Below are 19,659 nucleotides of genomic sequence, written 5' to 3'. Positions count from 1 at the left end.
CTCCCCCGTGCGGTCCTTGTGACTCCGGCTAAATCCATTGTTACGGACGGTACTCGTCCTGTCGCCCGAACCGCACGGGCCGGATCGCGGCGGGCCCGCCGGTTCGGGCGGTCAGGCCGGAGCGATGCCGCGGATCACTCCCAGTTCGGCCAAGTCCTGCGGACGGATGCGGAGTTGGTCCGCGGTCGCCTCCACCTCGGTGGCCGGGCGCTTGAGGATCGCCGCGGCCAGCTCCGGAGCGATCACCGAGAAGTAACTGTCCGGCGCGGCCCAGGTGTTGCCCGGCGCGGCCAGCGCCAGCGCCCCGCCCGAGCCGCCCTCGCCGATGACCAGCGTGGTGATCGGGGTGCGTGCGGCGGCCACCGCCGCGAACAGGTCCGCGATGGCCGCGCCCGCGCCCTCCCGCTCGGCGTCCGCGTCGTTGGCGGCACCCGGGGTGTCCACCAGGGTCAGCACCGGAATGCCGAGCCGGTCCGCGAGCCGGATCAGCCGTGCGGCCGTACGGTACCCGGCGGGGCGGGTGGCCGCCCCGGTCTGCGCCGCGTAGGCGACCGTACGGCCCTCGCGGGTGCCGAAGCCGCAGCGCATGCCGTCCGGGTCGAGGCCGCCCGCGCGGTCGCCGACGATGTCCTCGCGGTGGGTGAAGTAGGCGTCCAAGTAGGCGTCGGCGCGCGGGCGTTCCGGTGCGCGGGCGCGCCGTACCGCGTCCCAGCCGGTGGCCGGGAGGTCGGCCGCGCCGAGCGCGGTCGGCACCGGGGCCGGGGCGTCGGAGTCGGCGGTCAGCAGCCGCAGCCAGCGGCCGAGCGTCGCCCGCAGTTCCTGCGGCGGGACGAGCGCGTCCGCCGCGCCGATCGCGACCTGGGCCTCCGCCGTGTACGCGGCCGGGTCGGCGTCCGCCGGGCGGACCCGGGAGCCCGCGAAGCCCACCTGGGCGCCGGGCAGCGCCAGGACGACGTCGGCGCCCGCGCCCAGGGTGGCCCAGCCGCCGCCGGTCGTCGGGTCCCGCAGCACGGCGATCTGCGCCAGGCCCGCCTGCCGGGTGAGCACCGACTGGCGGGCCACACGCTGGAGTTGGGTGAGCGCGAGCATGCCCTCCTGCATCCGGCTGCCGCCGGTGGCGATCAGCGGTACGACGGGGAGGCGGTAGCGGCGGGCGTGCGCGTAGGCCGCCTCCAGCCGGTCGCCGGTGCGTTCGCCGAGCGAGCCGCCGAGGTAGCCGAACTCGAACACGATCAGGACCGCGCGGGTGCCCTCGACGCGGCCGGTGCCGCACACCACGGACTCCTCCTCGCCGGTGCGCTCGGCGGCGCGCAGCCGGGAGCCGTCGTAGCCGCGCCAGCCGATCGGGCCGTCGGGTACCAACTCCCGTCCCGGAGGCGGGAGTTCGGTGAAGTCGTCGGTGACGAGCTGCAGGAACTCCCGCGCGTGCAGGCGGTCAGTCACGGCCCAGCGCCCGCTTCATGATCTTGCCCATGTCGTTGCGGGGGAGGACGTCCAGGTAGTGCACGGTCCGGGGCCGCTTGTGCGGGGCCAGGCGCCGGGCCACGTGATCGGCCAACTCCTCGGCCGTGGGCGGCTTCTCGGGGTCCGCCGGAACCACCCAGGCCACGATCCGCTCGCCGAGGTCGTCGTCCGGCTCCCCGGTCACTGCCGCCTCCCGCACCCCGGGGTGCTCCAGCAGCGCGTTCTCGATCTCACCGGCGCCGATCTTGTAACCGCCGCTCTTGATCAGGTCGGTGGCCTTGCGGCCCACGATGCGGACGTAGCCGTCGGGGTCGCGCACCGCCATGTCACCGGTGCGGAACCAGCCGTCCTCGGTGAACGCGGCCTCGGTGGCGTCGGGCCGGTTGAGGTACTCGGTGAACAGGTTCGGCCCGCGCACCTGGATCTCGCCCACCGTCTCCCCGTCCAACGCCGTGATCGGGGTGCCGTCCTCCTCCACCAGCCGCAGTTCCGTGCCCGGCAGCGGCACGCCGACCGTGCCCGGGCGGGCCTCGCTGCCGGCGCGGATGCTGGTGTTCATCAGCGTCTCGGTCATGCCGTACCGCTCGATCACCCGGCGCCCGGTGGCCGCCGCGATCCGTTCGTGGTCGTGCACCGGCAGCGCGGCCGAGCCGGACACCAGCAGGCGTGCCCCGCCCAGCGCCCGCGCGAGTTCAGGGTCGTCGGGGAGGGCCTGGGCGATGCGGTGGTACATCGTCGGCACACCGAAGAGCATGGTCGCGCCGTCGCTCAGCTCGCGGGCCACGCCCTCGGGGCTGAACCTGCCGAGGTGCCGGACGGAACCGCCCCGGCGGAGCGGGCCGAGGATGCCGAGCACGAGCCCGTGCACATGGAACAGCGGCAGTCCGTGCACCAGCACGTCGTCCTCCGTCCACTGCCAGGCGTCGGCCAGCGCGTCCAGGGTGTGCGCGAGGGCCCGGCGGGGGAGGACGGCGCCCTTGGGCGGGCCGGTGGTGCCGGAGGTGTAGACGACGAGGGCGGGGTCCTCACCGGACGCCTCGGCGACGGGCCGGGGCGCGGCCGCTTCTGCGTTCAGTTCGACATCGACCCGGTCGAACTCCTTGAGTGCGTCGGGGAGTTCGTCGCCGGGGGCGGCGAGTACGAGTCCGGGTGCGCTGTCGGACAGGATGTGCGCCAGTTCCTTCTCCCCGGACTTCGGGTTGAGCGGCACGGCGGCGATCCCCGCCTCCAGGATCGCCACCACGGCGACGGCGGTCTCCAGCGCCGGCGTCGCCCACACGGCGACCCTGCGCTGCCCGGCGATCCGGTCCGCGAGAGTGCCGGTGGCGGCGGCCAGCCGCCCGTACGTCAGCGACCGCTCACCGAACCGCAGCGCGACACGCTCGTGCGGACCGTCGGCCAGGGCCGGAAAGAGAGAGGACACGCGTCGTATCTCCTTAACAGTCGGTCGGTCTCCGACAGTCGGTCGGTCTCCGACACCGTCAGGGCACCACGATGCCCCGGACCACGGTCGTCAGGCGGGAGATTCCGCCCGCGGATGCGCCGCTGTGCCGCTTCTCACCCCGCCGGTGCAGGCCGGGTCACGGCGGGCCGCCGCCGGAAGGGGGGACCAAGTGGCGGGTTCGGGCGCGGTGCGGGGCGTGGCGTTCGGCTGTTCCGTGTCGCCGCGTGACCCATTTCCGCCACTTGGGGGTGCTGGACGGGCCGCGCCACCGGGCCGTCTGCCCGCGGTCGGGCCGCCTCCGTGCCTCCGTGCGGTCGGGCCGTCTGCCCGCGGTCGGGCCGCCTCCGTGCCGTCGGCCCGCCCCCACGCCCCCGGCTCACCCACCCCCCGACCGAGCCGTGAACCACGTGGCCAGTTGGCTGCGTTTGCTGAAGCCGAGCTTGACCAGGATGCGTTCCACATGCCCCTCGGCCGTCCGCTGGGCGATGACCAGTTCCTCGGCGATCTGCCGGTTGGTCAGACCCCGGGCCACCAGGGCCGCCACCTCCGCCTCCCGGCGGGTCAGGGGCCGCGTGTCGGGGGAGGTGGAGGTGCCGGTCGTGGGGCGGCGGGGGCGGCCCAGGGCGTAGGCGATGGCGTCGTTGCGGGAGAGGGCGGCGCCGCGGCGGTAGGCGCGGTCGTAGGCCGGTCCGCCCAGGGCGCGGCGGGCGTGGCGTTCGGCCGCGGAGGTACCGCCCGCGCCGCGCGCCCGCGTGGGGTCGCCGCCGATGTCCTGCCAGACACGGTCCACGGCGCCGCGCAGCACCGCCGCCTGCTCGGCCCGCCCGGCGAGGGCCTCCGCGGCGGCGAGGAGGTCCAGGGTGCGGGCGAGACTGGCGCGCTGCCGCGCGGTGTACGGGAGCCGCAGACAGGCCCGTGCCTGTTCGGCGGCCCTGTCGTACGCGCCCAGCGACCAGTGCGCGAGCCCCAGGGTGCGCAGCGCCCAGGTGCGGGCCCACTGTTCGCCGTGCGCCTCGCACACGGCGACCGCCTCGGCGCACAGCCCGATCGCCTCGCCCGCCCGGCCCCGGCTGACCAGGGTGCAGGCCAGCTCGATCCGGGTCAGCACGACGAAGCCGACGTCCGTGGTCGCGGCGCGGTCGGTGCCGTAGGCGCCGGTGGGGATCGGCGGGGGCGCGGGCACCGGGAGTTCGGCGTCGGCGGCCGGGACATGGTGCGGCGGGTCGACGCCGGTCAGGACGGCGGCGGAGCGGGTGTGCACCAGCGACATCAGCGCGCCCGCCCACATGGCCCGGGTCAGCGCCGCGTCCGGCCGGGCCCCGGACCTGAGCGCGCGGTCCAGCCAGTGCCGGCCCTCGCCCCAGCTGCCGCCCGCCACCCAGTGGAACCACAGGGACGCCGCCAGCCGCAGCCCGGCCTGCGCCTCGCCCGGCGTGGTCAGGCAGAAGTCCAGCGCGGCCCGGAAGTCGTCCTGGTCCAGCCGCAGCCGCTCGGTGACAAAGACCTGGTCGGGCCCGAACCAGCCCGCCTCGTACGCCGTGGCCAGCCGCGCGAAGTAGTCCCGGTGCCGCCGCCGGGTGACGGTCACCTCGCCGATCTCCGCGAGCTTCTCCAGGCCGTAGTCCCGCAGCGAGACCAGCAGCCGGTAGCGGACCTGCCCGCCGCGCTCCTCCCGTACCAGCACCGACTTGTCGACCAGCCCCGCCACCGCGTCCAGGACGTCCGTCGCGCCGAGCCCCTCCCCGCCGCACACCGCCTCGGCCGCCGCCAGGTCGAAGGCGCCGACGAACACCGACAGCCACGCCCACACCAACTGCTCCTGCGGTGTGCACAGTTCATGGCTCCAGTCGACCGCCGAGCGCAGCGTGCGGTGGCGGGGCGCGGAGGCCGGGCTGCCCCCGGTGAGCAGGTGGTAGCGGTCGTCGAGGCGGGCCACGAGCTGGTCCACGCCGAGCGCCCGCACCCGTACCGCGGCCAGTTCGATGGCGAGCGGCAGCCCGTCGAGCCGACGGCACAGCCGCGCCACGGCGTGCTGGTTGCCCTCGCCGACGGTGAACCCGGGCACCACGGCCGCCGCCCGGTCCGCGAACAGCCGCAGCGCGGGGAAGTGCTCGACGGCCGAGGCGTCCAGCTCCTCCGGGCCGGGCGCGGGCAGCGGCGGTACGACGTAGAGCTGCTCGCCGGCCAGACCGAGCCGGTGCCTGCTGGTCGCCAGGACCCGCACGCCCTCGGTCGCGGCCAGCAGGGTCTCGGCCAGCAGCGCGCAACTGCGCAGTACATGCTCGCAGTTGTCGAGGACGAGCAGCAGGACCCGGCCTCGTAAGTGCTCCACCAGGACGTCCAGCGCGGGCCGTCCGGTCTCGTTGCGCACACCGAGCGCGTCGGCCACGGCGTGCGGCACGAACGCCTCGTCGCTCAGCGCGGCCAGCTGCACCAGCCACACCCCGTGTGTGAACGTCCGCGCGATCTGCTTGGCCACGTGCGAGGCCAGCCGGGTCTTGCCGACCCCGCCCGGACCGGTCAGCGTGACCAGTCGGCCCTCGCTCAACAGCCGTCTGACGTCCGCCGATTCGTCCCGTCGCCCCACGAAGCTGGTCAGCTCCGCCGGAAAGCCGCAGGTGCGCCGCTCATGGGATCCGCCCACGAGCCCCAGGGTAAGCACATGATCCCGACGGAACGTCAGGTTCCCGTATTTCCCGCCCCCTACGGGTGACCGCGCCGCGCCTGGGCCAGTACGGCCTCCACGACCCGGTCGAGCGACCCCGGGTGCAGGAACAGGAACAGATTCGGCTCGACCAGCTCCAGCTCCATCAGCAGCGGCTGTCCGTCGTCCCCGTCGACCAGGTCCACCCGCGCGTACAGCAGCCCCTCGGCGTCCGGTACGGCGGCCAGCGCCCGCTCGGCGACGGCCAGTTCCGCGGGCTCGGGCGTCCACGGCTCCAGGCCGGGGTGGGCGACCTTCGCCGCGTCGAAGGCGGTACCGGGCGCCAGGACCGCCCGCTTGCGGCTGGCGTGCAGCAGCCGCCCGCCGAAGAACTGCAGCGCCCGCTCGCCCCGGGCGTCGATGGCGCGCACATAGGGCTGCACCATCGCCGTGAACCCCTCCTCGTGCAGCCGCGCCAGATGCCGTACGGCCTCCGCGCGCCCCTCGGGGGTGTGGCGGGCGGCGTAACGGGCACCGGCGCCGGAGGTGGGCTTGATGACGTACTCGTGGTCCTCGGGCAGGTCCGCGGCGGCGCCCGGGGCGAGGTAGCGCGTGGGTACGACCGGCACCCCGGCCGCGGCGAGGTCCCCGAGGTAGCGCTTGTCGGTGTTCCAGCGCACCACCGGCGCCGGGTTCGCCAGCCGGGTCGCCTTGCCGCACCGCTCCGCCCACGCCACGAACTCGGCGTTGCGCAGGCTGTAGTCCCAGGTCGACCGGATCAGGGCGAGATCGTAGGCGGCCCAGTCGACGCTCTCGTCGTCCCAGAACACGATGTCCGCCCCGGCCCCGGCGGCGGCGAGGGCGTCCCGCAGCACCGGCAGATCGCGGTCGTGGTTCGGCTCGGGCCGGGGGTCGTAGGTGACCAGTGCTATGCGGGGCACGGCGGGCTCCAGGGTCGGGGACGGGCCGCCCGCAGGCTAACCACGGGTCCGGGAACCGCGGCAACCGAATTGACCTTCACCCTCGGTGAAGCCCCAGCATCAGGGCCAGGAACCGACAGGACCGGAAGGACCGACAGGACCGGCAGGATCGACGCAACCGGCCCGACCGGCCCGACCGGCCCAACCGACACGACCGGGGGACCCCATGGCGGAGGACATGCTCACCATCGGCGCCTTCGCGCGGGCCTGCCGCCTGTCGCCCAAGGCCCTGCGCCTGTACGACGAACTCGGCCTGCTGCGCCCCGCCCGGGTCGACCCGGAGACCGGCTACCGCTACTACGCGCCCGGTCAGCTCGAACAGGCCCGCCTGGTCGCCTGGCTGCGTCGCATCGGCATGCCGCTGGCCCGCATCCGCGAGGTCGGCGCACTGCCCCCGCGGGCGGCGGCCCGGGAGATCCGGGCGTACTGGGCGGAGGTGGAGGCCGAGACGGCCGTACGACGGGACCTGGCCGCGTTCCTGATCGACCGGCTCACCACGACGTCGAGAGAGGACACCACCATGCTTCGACTGCGTCACTCGGCCCACTCGGACCGCGGCCTGGTCCGCCCCGCCAACCAGGACACGGCGTACGCGGGCAGCCGCCTGCTCGCGGTCGCCGACGGCTACGGCCCCGACGGCGGCCCCGCGAGCAGCGCGGCGGTGGCGGCGCTGCGCCGTCTGGAGGCCTCGGAGCTGCCCGCCGGGAACGTGCTGAACCTGTTGGAGGAGGCGGCTCGGGAGGCCGCGCGCGGGATCACCGAGGAGGCCGGGACCACCCTGACCGCCCTGCTGTGGACGGGCTCGCGGCTGGCGCTGGTGCACATCGGCGACTCGCGCGCCTATCTGCTGCGCGACGGCGCCCTGTTCCGCATCACCCACGACCACACGGTGGTGCAGTCCCTGATCGACGAGGGACGGCTCACCCCGGAGGAGGCGGTCAGCCACCCGCAGCGCTCCCTGCTGCTGAAGTCCCTCTCCTCGGCCGGGGCCCCGGTGCCGGACCTGCGGCTCCAGGACGCGGCCGCCGGCGACCGCTACCTGCTCTGTTCCGACGGGCTGTCCACGGTGGTCACCGACGCCCGTATCCGCGAGGAGCTGGGCACCGCCCCGGACCCGGACACCGCCGTACGCGCGCTGATCGACGCGGCGAACGCGGCGGGCGGCCCCGACAACGTCAGCTGTGTCGTCGCGGACGTGGTGGAGGCGGCGGCCTGAGCCTCAGGCGACCGTCTCCCCTTCCGCCGCCACGTCCAGCACCAGCTGCGGCGCGCTGTCCGCTCCGAGCTGGCGCAGGACCAGCGCGAGCAGTTCGCCGCAGCGCACGCTGACCTGGCTGCCGGACGGCAGGGAGGCGGCGAGGCTGATGAGCTGCCAGGCGCAGTGGGCCTCCATGAAGCACAGGCCGCGCAGGTCGAGGGAGATCCGGGTGGGGTGGGAGGTGTCCTGGTGGGCGATCGCCTCGCGCAGGGTCTCCACGTAGTCGGCGCGCGCGTCGGCGGGGTCCGCGATCCGCAGGGGGTGGACCCGGGACACGCCGTCCAGCAGGCCGCGGCCGAAGCGCTGGCGGTCGTACCAGCAGATCGCGGTGAACAGGGGGTCGGCGAAGAGCGGTGCCACCGACGCCTCGTAGTCCAGCAGCAGTTCCTCGGCGACGCCCGCCCGTGCCGCCCACCCCATGTCCGCGCTGATCCGCAGCCCGGCCCAGCCCTCCTGGCGGGCGCGCTCGACCTCGGCCCGGTACACCTCGACGGTGCGCTCCTTGTCGAAGCTGCCGTCCGGCAGGTAGACCTGCGGGCTGCGCCGGAGCGCCAGCTGCCCGCTCGCCCGGGCCTGCGAGGCGGCGGTCCCGGACCGGTCGAGCAGGGCGACGACCTCGTCGTCCTGGAGGTCGTCCGGGTCCATGACCAGCAGGACCTTCTCCCGGCGGGCGAGGCTGGTGCGGGTGTAGGCGGTGAACACCGCCCAGGTGGTCTCGCCGTCGCCCGTCTCCAGACAGGCGTGATCGCCCAGTTGCAGCCGCTCGACGGCCAGGGTCCGCTCGGACCGATCGGGAAGCTCCATGGCGCGACATTAGGCACAGATGCCGCAAGGCCACCTGGATGATCGTGGATGTTCGGATGGAGTGCGGGTTGAGAGAGGAGGGGGGCGACGAGTGATCGTCTCGGCTCGTGTGGCTGCTCTGATTGATCGAGTGGTTTGTCGCGGCGGTGATTGATCGGTTCCCGCCCGGTGGGGCCGGTTCTACGGCTCCACCGCCACCCGCTGCAGCAGCCCCCACGTGAACTCCGCCGCGCACGCGTGCCGGTTGCCCTCGGTGTCCGGGGCGGTGAAGGCCAGGCCCCAGCGGGTGGGGGCCGAGCCCTCCAGGGGGCGGACCGGGGCGAAGGCGCGGGCCGCCTCGTCGACCGTGCAGGACCAGGGGGTGAGGTCGGCCAGGGTGCGCAGGGGAGGCGCGGCGGCGCCGGGGGCGCGGACCAGCCACTCGTTCCAGACCGCGCCGGTCGGGGCGAGCAGCACCTCGAAGCGCAGGGTCGGCCACAGCGGCACCGGCCACAGCAGCGCCTCGCACTCCAGGTCGCCGACCTTGCGGGTCAGCACCGACTCGGGGGCGCCGAGGACCGAGCGGTAGCGGGAGGCGGCGGCGCGGGCGCGCGGGGAACGGACCATCGCCTGCCACTTCTTGTTGGCCTCGCGCATCTCGGCGACCGAGACGCCGAGTTCATGACGGGCGGTCTCGACCAGGTCCGGGTTGTGGTCGGCCATCCGGCGCAGCAGGACGAGCTGGAACTGGAGCGGGCCGAAGGGGGTTGGTGCGGCTGGCATGGGTCCCATCGTCGCGTACCTCGCCACCGGGTCGGCGGCCGTCCGGCAGGAACAGGACCGAATTGACGTACCGGGGACCGCCGCCCGGCAGGACCCGCCGCAGCAGGCCCCGGCTGACGACGTGCTGGGCCCTGCGCTGGTGGTCCCGGAGCGGGAAGCGGTCCAGCGGCACCCAGGCCGCGCCGGGCAGCACCCAGCCGGTGTACCCCAGCAGGGAGAGGTAGGTGACCACCGGCGCGATCGGCTGGATGCGGGTCTCCAGCTCGACGAAGAGGGCGGGGCGGTCGCGGGCGATGACGCCGGTCGCGCCGCGCAGGACGGCCAGTTCGCTGCCGTCCACGTCGATCTTGATGAAGCCGACGTCGCGCAGACCGAGTTCGTCGAGCGTCACACAGCCCACGTTCAGGGCGCGCCCGTGGATGTCCCGCCGCACCAGCGAGGACACGCCCCGGTCGCCGCCGTCGTCGGACGGCAGCCAGAGCCGGGCCAGTCCGGGCCGGTCGGAGGCGGCGGCCTGCACCACCCGCACATTGGGCGGGGCGCCCGCGGCGAGCAGCCGGGCCAGCCGGGGCACCGGCTCCACGGTCACCACCCGGCGCGCCCGCCGCGACAGCCGGTGCGTCCAGGGGCCGTACCAGCCGCCGACGTCCACCGCCGTGCCGCACTTGGGCGGGCACAGCTCGCCGAGGCGGGCCAGCTCCGGCTCGAACCGCGGGTACACCGCGCGGGCGGTCGCGGCGACCAGCCGGAGCGGGAGGTGCGGCGCCACCCGGGCCGCGAAAGTCCTGGTCATGGCACCATCCGTTTGAGGAGCGCCTCGTGCTCGTCCTCGTCGACCTGCTCACCGGAGGACGGCAGCAACTGCGGGATGCCGTCGACGACCGGATAGCGGCGGCGCAGGCGCGGGTTGTACAGCGCCTCGTCCGGATCGGCCGGGTCGTCCGGCGGGAGCAGGTGCAGCCGGCCCTTGTCGAGCGGGCAGGCCAGGATGCGCAGCAGCGGGTCGTCGGGGTTCACGGTGGGGTCAACTCCTTGGCACCGAGAGGTCGTGGGGTGCGCGCCGGCTGGTCGTGCCGGGGCATGGACAGCAGTACGGCGACGGCGAGCGCGATGCCCGCGACGCGCAGCGCGAGCCGCACCGGGTCCTCCGGCAGCGCCTCGCCGAACGAGAGCGTGCCGAGCACCGCCGTGTACAGACAGGTCACGGTCGTGCACACCGGCACGATCAGCGAGGCCCGGCAGCGCTGGAGCGCCGCCTGCGACATCACCAGGCCGAACGCGCCGGTGAACAGCAGCAGATACGGGTACGGCGAGCGCAGCAGCCCGAGCAGGGCCCCGCCCCAGGCGTCGGCGGAGAGCCTGCTGGAGACGCCCTTGATGGCCAGCGAGCTGACGCCGTACAGCAGGCCCACGGCCACGCCGTACTCCACGCCCGTGGTGGGCAGCCGGTGCCGGTGCCGGGCGCGCCGCTCGGCGGAGGTGTACAGCCACACCCCGGCCGCCAGCGACGGCACGCACACCAGCAGGATCAGCGGGTACGGGGCGTCCGCGCCGACGGTCTCGCCGGGCCCCTCGCGCAGGGACAGCACCACCATCAGCAGCGCGGCGAGGATCGCGACGAGGGCGTACCGTTCCCGGCCGCTGGTCTCCTCGCCCAGCAGCCGGGCCGACAGCAGCACCAGCAGGACCAGTCCGGAGACGAACAGGCCCTGGGCGGCGGCGATCGGCAGGGTGCGGTAGACGGCGAGCTGGGCGCCGAATCCGGCCGCCAGGGTGAGCGAGCCGCCGATCCACAGGGGGCTGCCGAGGACCAGCCGCAGCAGCCGGGCGGGCCGCCGGACCGACACCTCCGGCAGGGCGGCGAGCGCCCTCTTCTCCAGGACGAATCCGGTGCTGTACAGGACGTTCGCCAACAGGGCCGCGGCCACTCCCCACCACATGGTCTGCGTCCTCTTCCTAGGTCTTGCGCGCGGGCGACTTCTGGGCGTGCAGCAGCAGGATCGAGGCGAGCGAGGGTCTGGAGCAGGCCAGCCGGTCCAGGGGCCGCAGCGGACGCGGTACGCCGTGGAAGGGGGCGCCCGCGAGGCGTACGACCTCGAAACCGGAGGCGGCGACGAACTCCTTCAGGGCGCGGGCGGTGTACAGGCGCAGGTGTCCCACGACCTCCTTGCCGGGGCGGCCGTGGATCGCGCGCAGGCTCACTTCGGAGAACACCGGCTGGACCCCGGCCAGCAGCAGGGCCCGGTTGTACCAGGCGGCCAGGTTCGGGGTGGACAGCATCAGGTGGCCGCCGGGGCGCAGCACGCGGCGGATCTCGTCGAGGGCGGCGTCCGGGTCGACGAGGTGCTCGACGACCTCGCTGAACAGGACCGCGTCGGCCGACTCGTCCTTGAACGGCAGCCCGCCGCCGGTGAGTTCACCGCGCACGGGGGTGAGGGCGAGCCTGGTGCGGGCCCGGCGCAGGGCGTCCTGGGACCAGTCCACGCCGATGATGCGATGGCCCTTGAGGAGGGGAGCGGCGACCGCGGCCGCGCTGCCGTCGCCGCAGCCGATGTCCAGGATGGTGCTCGGGGTCTTCTCGGTGCCGAGGGCTGCCGCCAGCATGCGGGCCTGGCGGAGGCTGCGCGGGGTGCCGGAGGCCACCGGGACGGCCGGGTTCTCGTAGAAGTCCCGCAGTTCCTTCGGCTTCCTCGGCTTCTTCGGCGGTGCGCTGGTGGTCACTCCCGGGCCTCCGTGGTGTGCAGATAGTGCTCGAACAGGTCCCGCAGGTGGGCGCCGTCGCCGTGGCTGAGCAGCGCCCGGGACCAGCGCAGGGCCAGGTGCAGACGGCCCGCTGTGGAGGCCGTGGTCACCGTCAGGCCGCGGGGCATCCTGGCCGGGGCCGAGAACCACACCGCGTGCGCGCGGCCGGCCTCCTCGCCGAAGTCCAGGGGGTACGGGATACGGCCGATGTTGCTGAGGAGCGTGGTCGAGGTCCAGGGTGCCGCTGCTCTGCGCAGGCCGCGGGTGAGTGCGGCTCGCCAGGCCACGGGGGTGACGGGGGCGGTGAGCAGGGCGGCGCCCCTTCCCAGTTGGGGGCGGGGGAGGGACTTCAGGGCGCGGGTTCTCTCGGCCGTGCGGCGGAGGAGGGACGGGAGGTCGTCCGTGCGCAACTCCTCCGGGATGAAGGGGACTTCGACCAGTCTGGTGCCGTTGCCGATGGGCATGGTGCGGTCTCTGGGACGGTCGTCGACCGGCATCGTGATGCGGAGGGGGCGGGGTGGTTCGCCGTGTTCGCGGTTCCAGTGCGTGAGGGTGAGCGCGGTGGCGATCATGAGCTGGTCGTTGACCGTGTAGGGGGAGCCCTTGGGGCGGTGGGGGAGGGGGAGCTCGGTGACGAGCATGCCGTTGCCGGGGCTTGGGTCGGGGGTGCCGGGGGCTACGCGGGCGGGGCGGGACCAGTTGGAGGGGGTGTCGGGGGTGGGTTGCGGGGGGTCTTGGGGGCGGACGGGGGGTGCGGTGGGGTCGTTGTTGCGGCCGCCGTACAGCTCCGCCGCGGTGGCGAGGACTCGGAGGCAGGCGGGGCCGTCCAGGGCCGTGTGGTTGATGGTGAGGAACAGGACGGTGTTGCCGTGGCCGTGCGGGGTGCCGTCGGGGGGTGGGTTCGCTTGCCCGCGCTCGCGGGGTGCCGCTTCCTTGGTTGCGGGGGCCGCCCCAGCGGCACGACTGCCCGCAGCTGGGTCGGCGGTGGCCTCGCTGCCTTCCGCGGGGCCCGCGCCCACCACCACCTCCAGGCGGATCGGGGGTGACGCTGACAGGGGAGGGGCCGTGGACAGGGCTCGGGTGCGGGCGTCGCGCAGGGCGTCCGGGCCCGGAGGGGGGAAGGTGACCACCTCCACGTCGGGGGACTCGGTCAGTTCCCATTCGTAGCGGCGGCGGTACCACGGTCCCGGGGCCTCGCGCATCAGGATGCGGGGGTGGTGGCGCAGGGCCTCGGTGAAGGCCTCGCGGAGGCGGGGCGGGTCCACCGGGCCCGGGAGGTGGACCTCGATGTGGACCGTCTCCGGTTCCTCCTCCTGGAGGCAGTGGCGGGCTATCTCGTCCACCACCGGGAAGGGAACGCGGGGCGGCACGGGGTCAGTCCTGGGCCGGTGCAGGGTGGTCATCGCCGTCACCGCCCTCCGACGTCGCCGGTTCCCCCACGCTCACCAGTGCCGCGAACAGGCCGATCAGCGCCAGCAGTTGGGCCGTGTGCCCGAAGGCGCCCGTCGCCTCGCGTACCGGCTCTCCCGCGCCGACCGCCGCCACGATCCCGGCCGCCGCAAGTGCCAACAACGCCACCGGTACCAGGAGTTCGTGCCGACGCCTGGCCAGCAGCGCGAACGCCGGGACCAGCAGGGCGAACCAGCCCGCGATCACCGCGGCGACCAGCGTCAGCGCCACCGTGCCCAGCCACAGCCCCGGCGCCGGCGGCACCGGCTGCGGCTCGTCCGGGTTGGGTTCGCGGCGCCGCCACAGGGCCAGGCCCGCCAGCGCCGCGAGGGCCACGCCGCTGCCGATCAGCCCGGCGTCGTACGTCACCGAGGGCTCGTAGGAGAGCTTGATCGTGCCGCCCTCCCCGGCCGGGATCCGCCAGCCCTGCTGCCAGCCGTCGAGGCGGACCGGGGTCAGCTTCTCGCCGTTGAGTTCGGCGCGCCAGCCGTCGTTGAAGTTCTCGTACGTCGTCAGGTAGGACGCGGCACCCGAGCCGACGGTCAGCTCGCGGCGGTCGCCCAGCCAGTCCCGTACGCCCAACTCGCGGCCGGAGGACGGGGACTCGGCGATCGAGCCTCGGGTCAGCTTCACCGCCGTCACCACCAGCGGGCCCGCGTCACCGGCCTCCACGCTGTGCTTGCCGGGGGAGAGTTCGAGGCCGCTCTCCGGGCACGGGGTGAGGTCCACCGGGCGGCGTTCCATCAGGTCCCGTACCGATCCCTGGACGCTCGTCTCGTACAGCTTGCCGTCCACCGCCAGCGCCGGGCCCTTGCCGCAGGGCAGGGAGAAGGTCCGGTCGTTCTCCGGCTTCGGGGTGCGGTAGCTGTCCAGCGCCGGGATGTACGCCTCCGTGAGGCCCACCGGGAGCTGCATGTCCTCGTCGGCGAACGGGTTGTACAGGGTCAGCGGCGCCGTCTCGGTGATGGTGATGTCGAGGCGGTCCGTGGTGATCGGCGGGAAGTGGACGTTGCCGTTCTCGTCGACGCCGGCGACGGCCGCGCCGTCCGGGGAGCTGATGTGCACCTCGGAGGGACGGCTGGACAGGCCGCCGGCCGCCGGGAGCACGATCTCGTCGATCGGCTGCTTGCCCTCCCAGCTCAGGTGGATGGTGGGCCGGTCGCCCGCGATCCACGCCGTGGTCAGGTCACCGTCGGTGAGGTTGCGGGCCGACAGACCCGCGCCCAGCCGGGCCGTGGAGTCCGCGGTGGCCACGATCCGGTTCTCCTGCTCCGGCGCCACCTCGTACAGCATCCGGTCCAGCGCCTCACCCGGCACCGCCACCGCGCTCGCCTCGATCTCGAACGTGCCCGCCGTCGCCGTGGTGAAGCGGCGGTGCAGCCCCGCCTCGGTGCCCGTCGAGGACAGGCCCGTCGGGTCGGCCGGGCGGGACAGGGAGATCAGCTCGGTGTCGGCGGAGGACTTCTGGGCGTCCGTGGGCAGCCGCAGCAGCCGGGTCACCTGCACGTCCGGCAGGGCGATCTCGGCGAAGCCCGCCCCGGTCAGCCCGGCGCGCCGCTCCACCGACTCCACGATCGTCAGCTTCATCCAGCCGGTCTCACCGGTCGGTGCCTTGATACTTTGCGTACGGCCGTTGGGCTCCAGCCAACTGGTCCTGCTGCCCCGCTCGGTCTCCACCTTCACCCGCGTCGGCGCCGACCGCACGCCCTCCTGGGGCAGCGGGGTCACCTTGAAGGAGCCGGGCATGTCGTACTTCCCGGTGAACTCGATCCGCAGCCACTCGCCGTTGGAAGAGCCCAGCGAGCCCTCCGTCCAGGCGGTGTCCAGGTTGCCGTCGAAGGCGTTCACCGGGTCGTACTGCGGCAGGTGGAACAGCCAGTTGCCGTAGGAGGACGCCGACACCGAGCGGGCGCCGCGCAGTTCGGCCACCGTCTGATGGTCCTGGCCCGTCGTCGGCAGGATCTGGTGCGGTTTCTCGCCCGCGTCCTGCGTGGCGTCCGGCGCGTTGCGCTCGTCGCGTGTGTACGTGTACGAGGTGTTGGCGTTGACCAGGCCGAACCGGGTGTCCGCGCGCCGCAGTCCGTCGCCGACCACCTGGACCGGCGGGGAGCCGAGCCCCGGGTGGTTGTCGCCGGTCAGCACGCTCGCCCGGCCGCGCAGCTCACCGGCGACCGGCAGCAGCGCCTCGGGGCCGCCGGAGACCACGGCGGTGTCGGCGACCGCGCTCACCCCGGCCTGCCCGGGCCGCGGCACGTCCCGCGGCGGCTGGTAGATCTCCACCGCCCGCTGCCTCGGGTACAGGCCCTCCACCTGGAGCGGGGTGCCGGGGGTGATCGTGCCGCCGGTCATGATGGGCCCGTAGCCCTTCACCCGCTCGTAGCCGGACTGTTCGAGCGTCCGCTTGACCATGGTGGTCGGGACCTGGCCGATCTGGTCGGGGTCGAGGTCGTTGCGGACGACGACGTAGTAGATGCCGGCCCGGCTCAAGTAGTCGGCCAGGCCCGGGACTTCGGCGCCGCTGGTGAGGGCCTGCTGGACGGCGTCCATGGCGCGCCGGTTGCCGGGGGTGCCGAAGGGCACGTAGTCGCGCTGCGCCCAGCGGGAGTCGGCGGTGACGTCGAGGGGCTGGTCGATGGTGGAGCCCCAGGTGTGGATGCCGTGCGCGGTCGCCGGGACGACCAGGACCCGGGCGTCCGGGGAGTACTCCTCCATCCAGTCGGCGGTGGCCTTCCAGTAGGCGGGGATCTCCTTGAACGAACCCGGGTTCAGGATCGAGCCGTTGAGGTACGGCCACATCAGGCCCGGCAGCACCAGCACGGCCGTGATCAGCGTCAGGAATCCGCGGCCCGGCACCTGGCGGGCGCCGTGCGAGCGGGCGGCCACCGCGACCAGGTGGGCCAGGCCCAGGACCAGGGCGAGGGCGAGGCCGGTCTGGAACTTGTAGATGTTGCGGAACGGGGCGAGCGCGCCGTCCAGCCAGTCCTGCACCACCCCGTGGAAGGGCGCGCCGAACGCGCCGTCGTACCCGGAGAGCAGGATCAGCGCCATGGTCAGCACGGTCAGCACCAGCCAGCGCCGCTCGGGCATGTCGCGGCGGGCCAGACCCGCGAGTCCGAGGCCCGCCGCGAGCGCCGAGCAGATGACGACGACGGCCGAGGAGGCGACGGCCCATCCGGCGGGCAGCCAGGCGTCACCGAAGTGCAGATAGGCCACCCAGTTCCCGGCGCCGCGCAGCGCCTCCGTGGCCGCCATGGTCTCGGTGGTGGTCTGCGAACTCTCCACGTAGGGGAGGAAGTTCTCGCCGTAGAAGCCGAGCAGCAGCAGCGGCAGCCACCACCAGGCGGTCGCCAGGATCACGCCGGGCACCCACCAGGTGATCAGCTTGCGGCGCCGGGGGCCCGGCGGGCGGGAGAGCAGGTACAGGCCGACCGGGAGCAGCGAGGCGAGCGTGGAGGCCGCGTTGACGCCGCCCATGAACGGGATGATCAGCGCCGAGCGCAGGGCGGCGACGCGGGCGCTGTAGCGCTCGTAGACCAGCGGCAGCAGTACCCAGGGCAGGACCGCGCCGGGCAGTGCGGCGGCGGAGGTGGAGCCGACGACGGTGGTGAACACCGGCCACAGCGCGTACATCACTCCGGCCAGTAGCCGGGTGGCGTCGCTGCCCACGCGCAGCCGCTCGGCCAGGCGCAGGGCGCCCCAGAAGGCGACGGAGACGATCAGCGACAGCCACAGCCGCTCGGCCAGCCACACCGGCAGCTGGACCAGATCGGCCAGCCAGTAGAACGGCAGCATGGGCCAGAGGTAGCCGGCGTACTGGTCGGAGATACCGCCGAAGGAGCCCTGGTCCTGCCAGAGCTGGCCGAGGTCGGAGAAGAACCGTCCCGGGTCGACGGTCACCCCGAGCTTGGTGTCGAAGGTCTGCCGTCCCGGTTGCACGGCGAGCAGCAGCACGAACACCACGGCCCAGAACCCCAGCAACCAGCGCCGCGACCGGGGGCCCTCGGGCGGGCCCGCCATGGTCGCGGTGGTTGGGACGGCTGCTGGGGGAGGAGCCTGGACCGTGCTCGTCATGGGGGACACCGCCGGAGTATGAGGAGGAGATTCCAGGTGGCTATCTCGCGGATGCCGGGCGCCTTGACGACCGCCTCCGCGAGGAAGGGCCAGTAGCGGGAGCGCGCCGAGACGATCCTGACGTCGTCCCGGGCGCGGACCTGCCGCAGTGTGGGCCCGATGTGCACGGCGAAGAGGTTCTCGCCGAGGGTGTGCTTGGCCGGTTTACCGGTCCGGCGCCGGTAGCGGGCGCGGGCCCGCTCGGCGCCCAGGTAGTGCCACGGGGCCCATTCGTGCCCGCCCCACGGCGACAGCCAGTTGGTGAACGACACATAGATCAGCCCGCCGGGCCGGGTCACCCGGACCAGCTCGCTGAGGAAGGTCTGCGGGTCGGCCACGTGCTCCAGCACATTGGAGGAGAAGGTCACGTCGGCGACACCGTCGTACAGGGGGAGCAGATACCCGTCGGCGACCACACTGCCGTCGGGCGGCTTCCGGCCCAGCTCCCCGAGGTCCGGTTCGAACAGGTACGCCTGCGCGCCGCGCCGCCGGAACTCCTCGGTGAAGTACCCCTTGCCCCCGCCGACGTCGACGACCGTGCGTCCGCGCACCGGGCCGCCGTAGCGCTCGACCTGGTCGACCGCGTCCCGGGCGAGCAGCGAGTAGCAGGTCTCCGGGTCCTCCTGCTCGCGCATGAAGGCACGGAAGAGGGTCACGGAGCGTCTGAGGGAGGGGTCCTTCACCGGGCTCATGGCGTCCAGCTCCGTACCGCCTCGGCGGCAACTGCCCGGAACTGCCGGACCGTTCGGTCCCAGCGGAAGCCGGCCGCGTGGTCCCGGGCCGCCTTGCCCATCAGCTCCCGGCGGTGGGTGGACAGGGCCAGCGTGCACCAGGCGGCGGCGAAGGAGGACTCGCCCGAGGCGAGCACCCCGGTCTCCCCGTCGATCACGGAGTCCCTCAGGCCCGGTACGTCGAAGGCGATGGCCGGGGTCTCCCGGGCCGCCGCCTCCGTCACCACCAGGCCCCAGCCCTCCACGGCGGAGGGGTGCAGCAGCAGCCAGGCCGCGCACAGCAGCCGGTGCTTCTCGGCCTCGGTGACATGGCCGGTGAACTCCACGCCGGGACCGGCGAGTTGTTCCAGCCGCCGGCGTTCGGGGCCGTCGCCGACGATGACCAGCCGGCCGCCGGTGACCGGCCGTACCCGCTCCCACAGTCGCAGCAGCAGATCGATCCGCTTGTACTCGACGAGCCGTCCGACCGCCACGAACAGCGGCTCGGCGGAGCGGTCCGCCCGCGGACCCGGTTCCTCCACACCGTTGTGGACGACCCTGATCCGCTCCCGCTCGACGCCGAGCGCGCGCAGCGCGTGCGCGGTGGACGGGGAGACGGCGACCAGCAGACCGCGCTGTCGGGCTCCGGTCAGCGCCCAGTGCTCCAGTCTTCGGCCGAGCCGGGCGGCGGGCGCGAGCGGTCCGCCGAACCGCATCCGCCACAGGTCGGTGTGGACGTGGTTGACCAGGCACAGCGTGGGGCCGCGGTGCCACAGGGGCGCCAGGTACGGCATTCCGTTGCAGACCTCGACCAGCAGATCGGTCTCACCGACCTGGCGGGCGAAGGCGGACCGGGCGCGCAGGTAGTGGCCGTAGGCGCCGCCCGCGGAGACGACCCGGTAGTCGCGGTAGGCCGCGGGCCCGCCGCACAGCAGGGTGACCTGGTGGCCGAGCCGGGTCAGTCCGTCGGCCAGCCGGTCGACGAGCAGTTCGGAGCCTCCGGCGGCCCGGTTGCCCAGATCGCGATGGGCGAGGAAAACGATTCGGCGCGGTTGTGGGGGGAGCGCCGGAGGGTGAGGGTGCTGCGGCACCGTGGGGACCGGGGCGCGCAGTGACGGCACGTGCTGGGGCATCGGTGCTCCAACATGTCTCGGGGTGCGGAACTCAGCGTGGGGGAACAGCGAGCCGACTGTTACGGCTGTGGCGTGTGGAGTCTGTCCGTGGGGGAACCAGGGGCTTTCTGGGTGCGGACTGTGGACGGGTTGTGCTCGGGTGGGGTGGACAGTTTTCGC

Annotated in this window: 15 protein-coding genes; 1 reads left to right on the top strand and 14 read right to left on the bottom strand. The window is 73.9% G+C overall.

Going from position 1 to position 19,659, the window contains the following annotated elements:
* Positions 1-111 precede the first annotated feature (111 nt).
* The 4 genes from ACZ7L7_RS35380 to ACZ7L7_RS35365 all read right to left on the bottom strand — a co-directional run bounded on the left by ACZ7L7_RS35380 (position 112) and on the right by ACZ7L7_RS35365 (position 6,493).
* The gene (locus ACZ7L7_RS35380) at positions 112-1,443 is read right to left on the bottom strand and encodes a carboxyl transferase domain-containing protein (protein ID WP_472077906.1); all 1,332 of its coding nucleotides are present in this window, start codon (positions 1,441-1,443) and stop codon (positions 112-114) included.
* Positions 1,436-2,887: an acyl-CoA synthetase gene (locus ACZ7L7_RS35375; RefSeq protein WP_472077905.1), complete on the bottom strand. Its 1,452-nt coding sequence runs from the start codon at positions 2,885-2,887 to the stop codon at positions 1,436-1,438. Before ACZ7L7_RS35375 ends, ACZ7L7_RS35380 begins: the two co-directional genes overlap by 8 nt.
* Positions 2,888-3,284: 397 nt before the next feature.
* Entirely contained in the window at positions 3,285-5,552 is a 2,268-nt protein-coding gene (locus ACZ7L7_RS35370; RefSeq protein WP_472077904.1) for an ATP-binding protein, read from the bottom strand.
* Between the two features lie 59 nt (positions 5,553-5,611).
* Entirely contained in the window at positions 5,612-6,493 is an 882-nt protein-coding gene (locus ACZ7L7_RS35365) for an ATP-grasp domain-containing protein (RefSeq protein ID WP_285511255.1), read from the bottom strand.
* Positions 6,494-6,698: 205 nt separating this feature from the next.
* Between ACZ7L7_RS35365 and ACZ7L7_RS35360 the strand changes: the two genes are divergently transcribed.
* Positions 6,699-7,748 (top strand): MerR family transcriptional regulator, encoded by a 1,050-nt coding sequence (locus tag ACZ7L7_RS35360; RefSeq protein WP_453602141.1) that lies wholly within the window; start codon positions 6,699-6,701, stop codon positions 7,746-7,748.
* Positions 7,749-7,751: 3 nt separating this feature from the next.
* Here the strand turns inward: ACZ7L7_RS35360 and ACZ7L7_RS35355 are convergent, their stop codons facing one another.
* The 10 genes from ACZ7L7_RS35355 to ACZ7L7_RS35310 all read right to left on the bottom strand — a co-directional run bounded on the left by ACZ7L7_RS35355 (position 7,752) and on the right by ACZ7L7_RS35310 (position 19,500).
* A complete protein-coding gene (locus ACZ7L7_RS35355) occupies positions 7,752-8,594 on the bottom strand; it encodes an MEDS domain-containing protein (RefSeq protein WP_472077903.1) in 843 nt (280 codons plus the stop codon).
* A gap of 180 nt (positions 8,595-8,774) precedes the next feature.
* The gene (locus ACZ7L7_RS35350; protein ID WP_285511258.1) at positions 8,775-9,365 is read right to left on the bottom strand and encodes a hypothetical protein; all 591 of its coding nucleotides are present in this window, start codon (positions 9,363-9,365) and stop codon (positions 8,775-8,777) included.
* Complete coding sequence (locus ACZ7L7_RS35345; protein WP_285511259.1) at positions 9,253-10,149, bottom strand: FkbM family methyltransferase; 897 nt, start codon at positions 10,147-10,149, stop codon at positions 9,253-9,255. The genes ACZ7L7_RS35350 and ACZ7L7_RS35345 overlap by 113 nt, the downstream gene beginning before the upstream one ends.
* Positions 10,146-10,373: a Trm112 family protein gene (locus ACZ7L7_RS35340; protein WP_285511260.1), complete on the bottom strand. Its 228-nt coding sequence runs from the start codon at positions 10,371-10,373 to the stop codon at positions 10,146-10,148. Before ACZ7L7_RS35340 ends, ACZ7L7_RS35345 begins: the two co-directional genes overlap by 4 nt.
* Positions 10,370-11,284, bottom strand: coding sequence for a hypothetical protein (locus tag ACZ7L7_RS35335; RefSeq protein ID WP_285511308.1), 915 nt, complete (start codon positions 11,282-11,284; stop codon positions 10,370-10,372). Before ACZ7L7_RS35335 ends, ACZ7L7_RS35340 begins: the two co-directional genes overlap by 4 nt.
* Before the next feature lie 28 nt (positions 11,285-11,312).
* Positions 11,313-12,077 carry a class I SAM-dependent methyltransferase gene (locus ACZ7L7_RS35330; protein ID WP_453602135.1) on the bottom strand — a complete coding sequence of 255 codons (765 nt, stop codon included), beginning with the start codon at positions 12,075-12,077 and terminating at the stop codon, positions 11,313-11,315.
* Positions 12,074-13,501, bottom strand: a complete 1,428-nt coding sequence (locus tag ACZ7L7_RS35325) for a condensation protein (RefSeq protein WP_285511262.1) — start codon at positions 13,499-13,501, stop codon at positions 12,074-12,076. The genes ACZ7L7_RS35330 and ACZ7L7_RS35325 overlap by 4 nt, the downstream gene beginning before the upstream one ends.
* Positions 13,473-17,618, bottom strand: coding sequence for an alpha-(1->3)-arabinofuranosyltransferase domain-containing protein (locus ACZ7L7_RS35320; RefSeq protein ID WP_472077902.1), 4,146 nt, complete (start codon positions 17,616-17,618; stop codon positions 13,473-13,475). Before ACZ7L7_RS35320 ends, ACZ7L7_RS35325 begins: the two co-directional genes overlap by 29 nt.
* Positions 17,615-18,349, bottom strand: a complete 735-nt coding sequence (locus tag ACZ7L7_RS35315) for a class I SAM-dependent methyltransferase (RefSeq protein WP_471592059.1) — start codon at positions 18,347-18,349, stop codon at positions 17,615-17,617. The genes ACZ7L7_RS35320 and ACZ7L7_RS35315 overlap by 4 nt, the downstream gene beginning before the upstream one ends.
* Complete coding sequence (locus tag ACZ7L7_RS35310; RefSeq protein ID WP_471592060.1) at positions 18,346-19,500, bottom strand: glycosyltransferase family 4 protein; 1,155 nt, start codon at positions 19,498-19,500, stop codon at positions 18,346-18,348. The genes ACZ7L7_RS35315 and ACZ7L7_RS35310 overlap by 4 nt, the downstream gene beginning before the upstream one ends.
* Positions 19,501-19,659 lie beyond the last annotated feature (159 nt).

Source organism: Streptomyces sp. NPDC110618, from assembly GCF_055657065.1.
The sequence above is the reverse complement of the archived record's forward strand: the minus strand, read 5'-3'. Positions and strand labels throughout refer to the sequence as shown.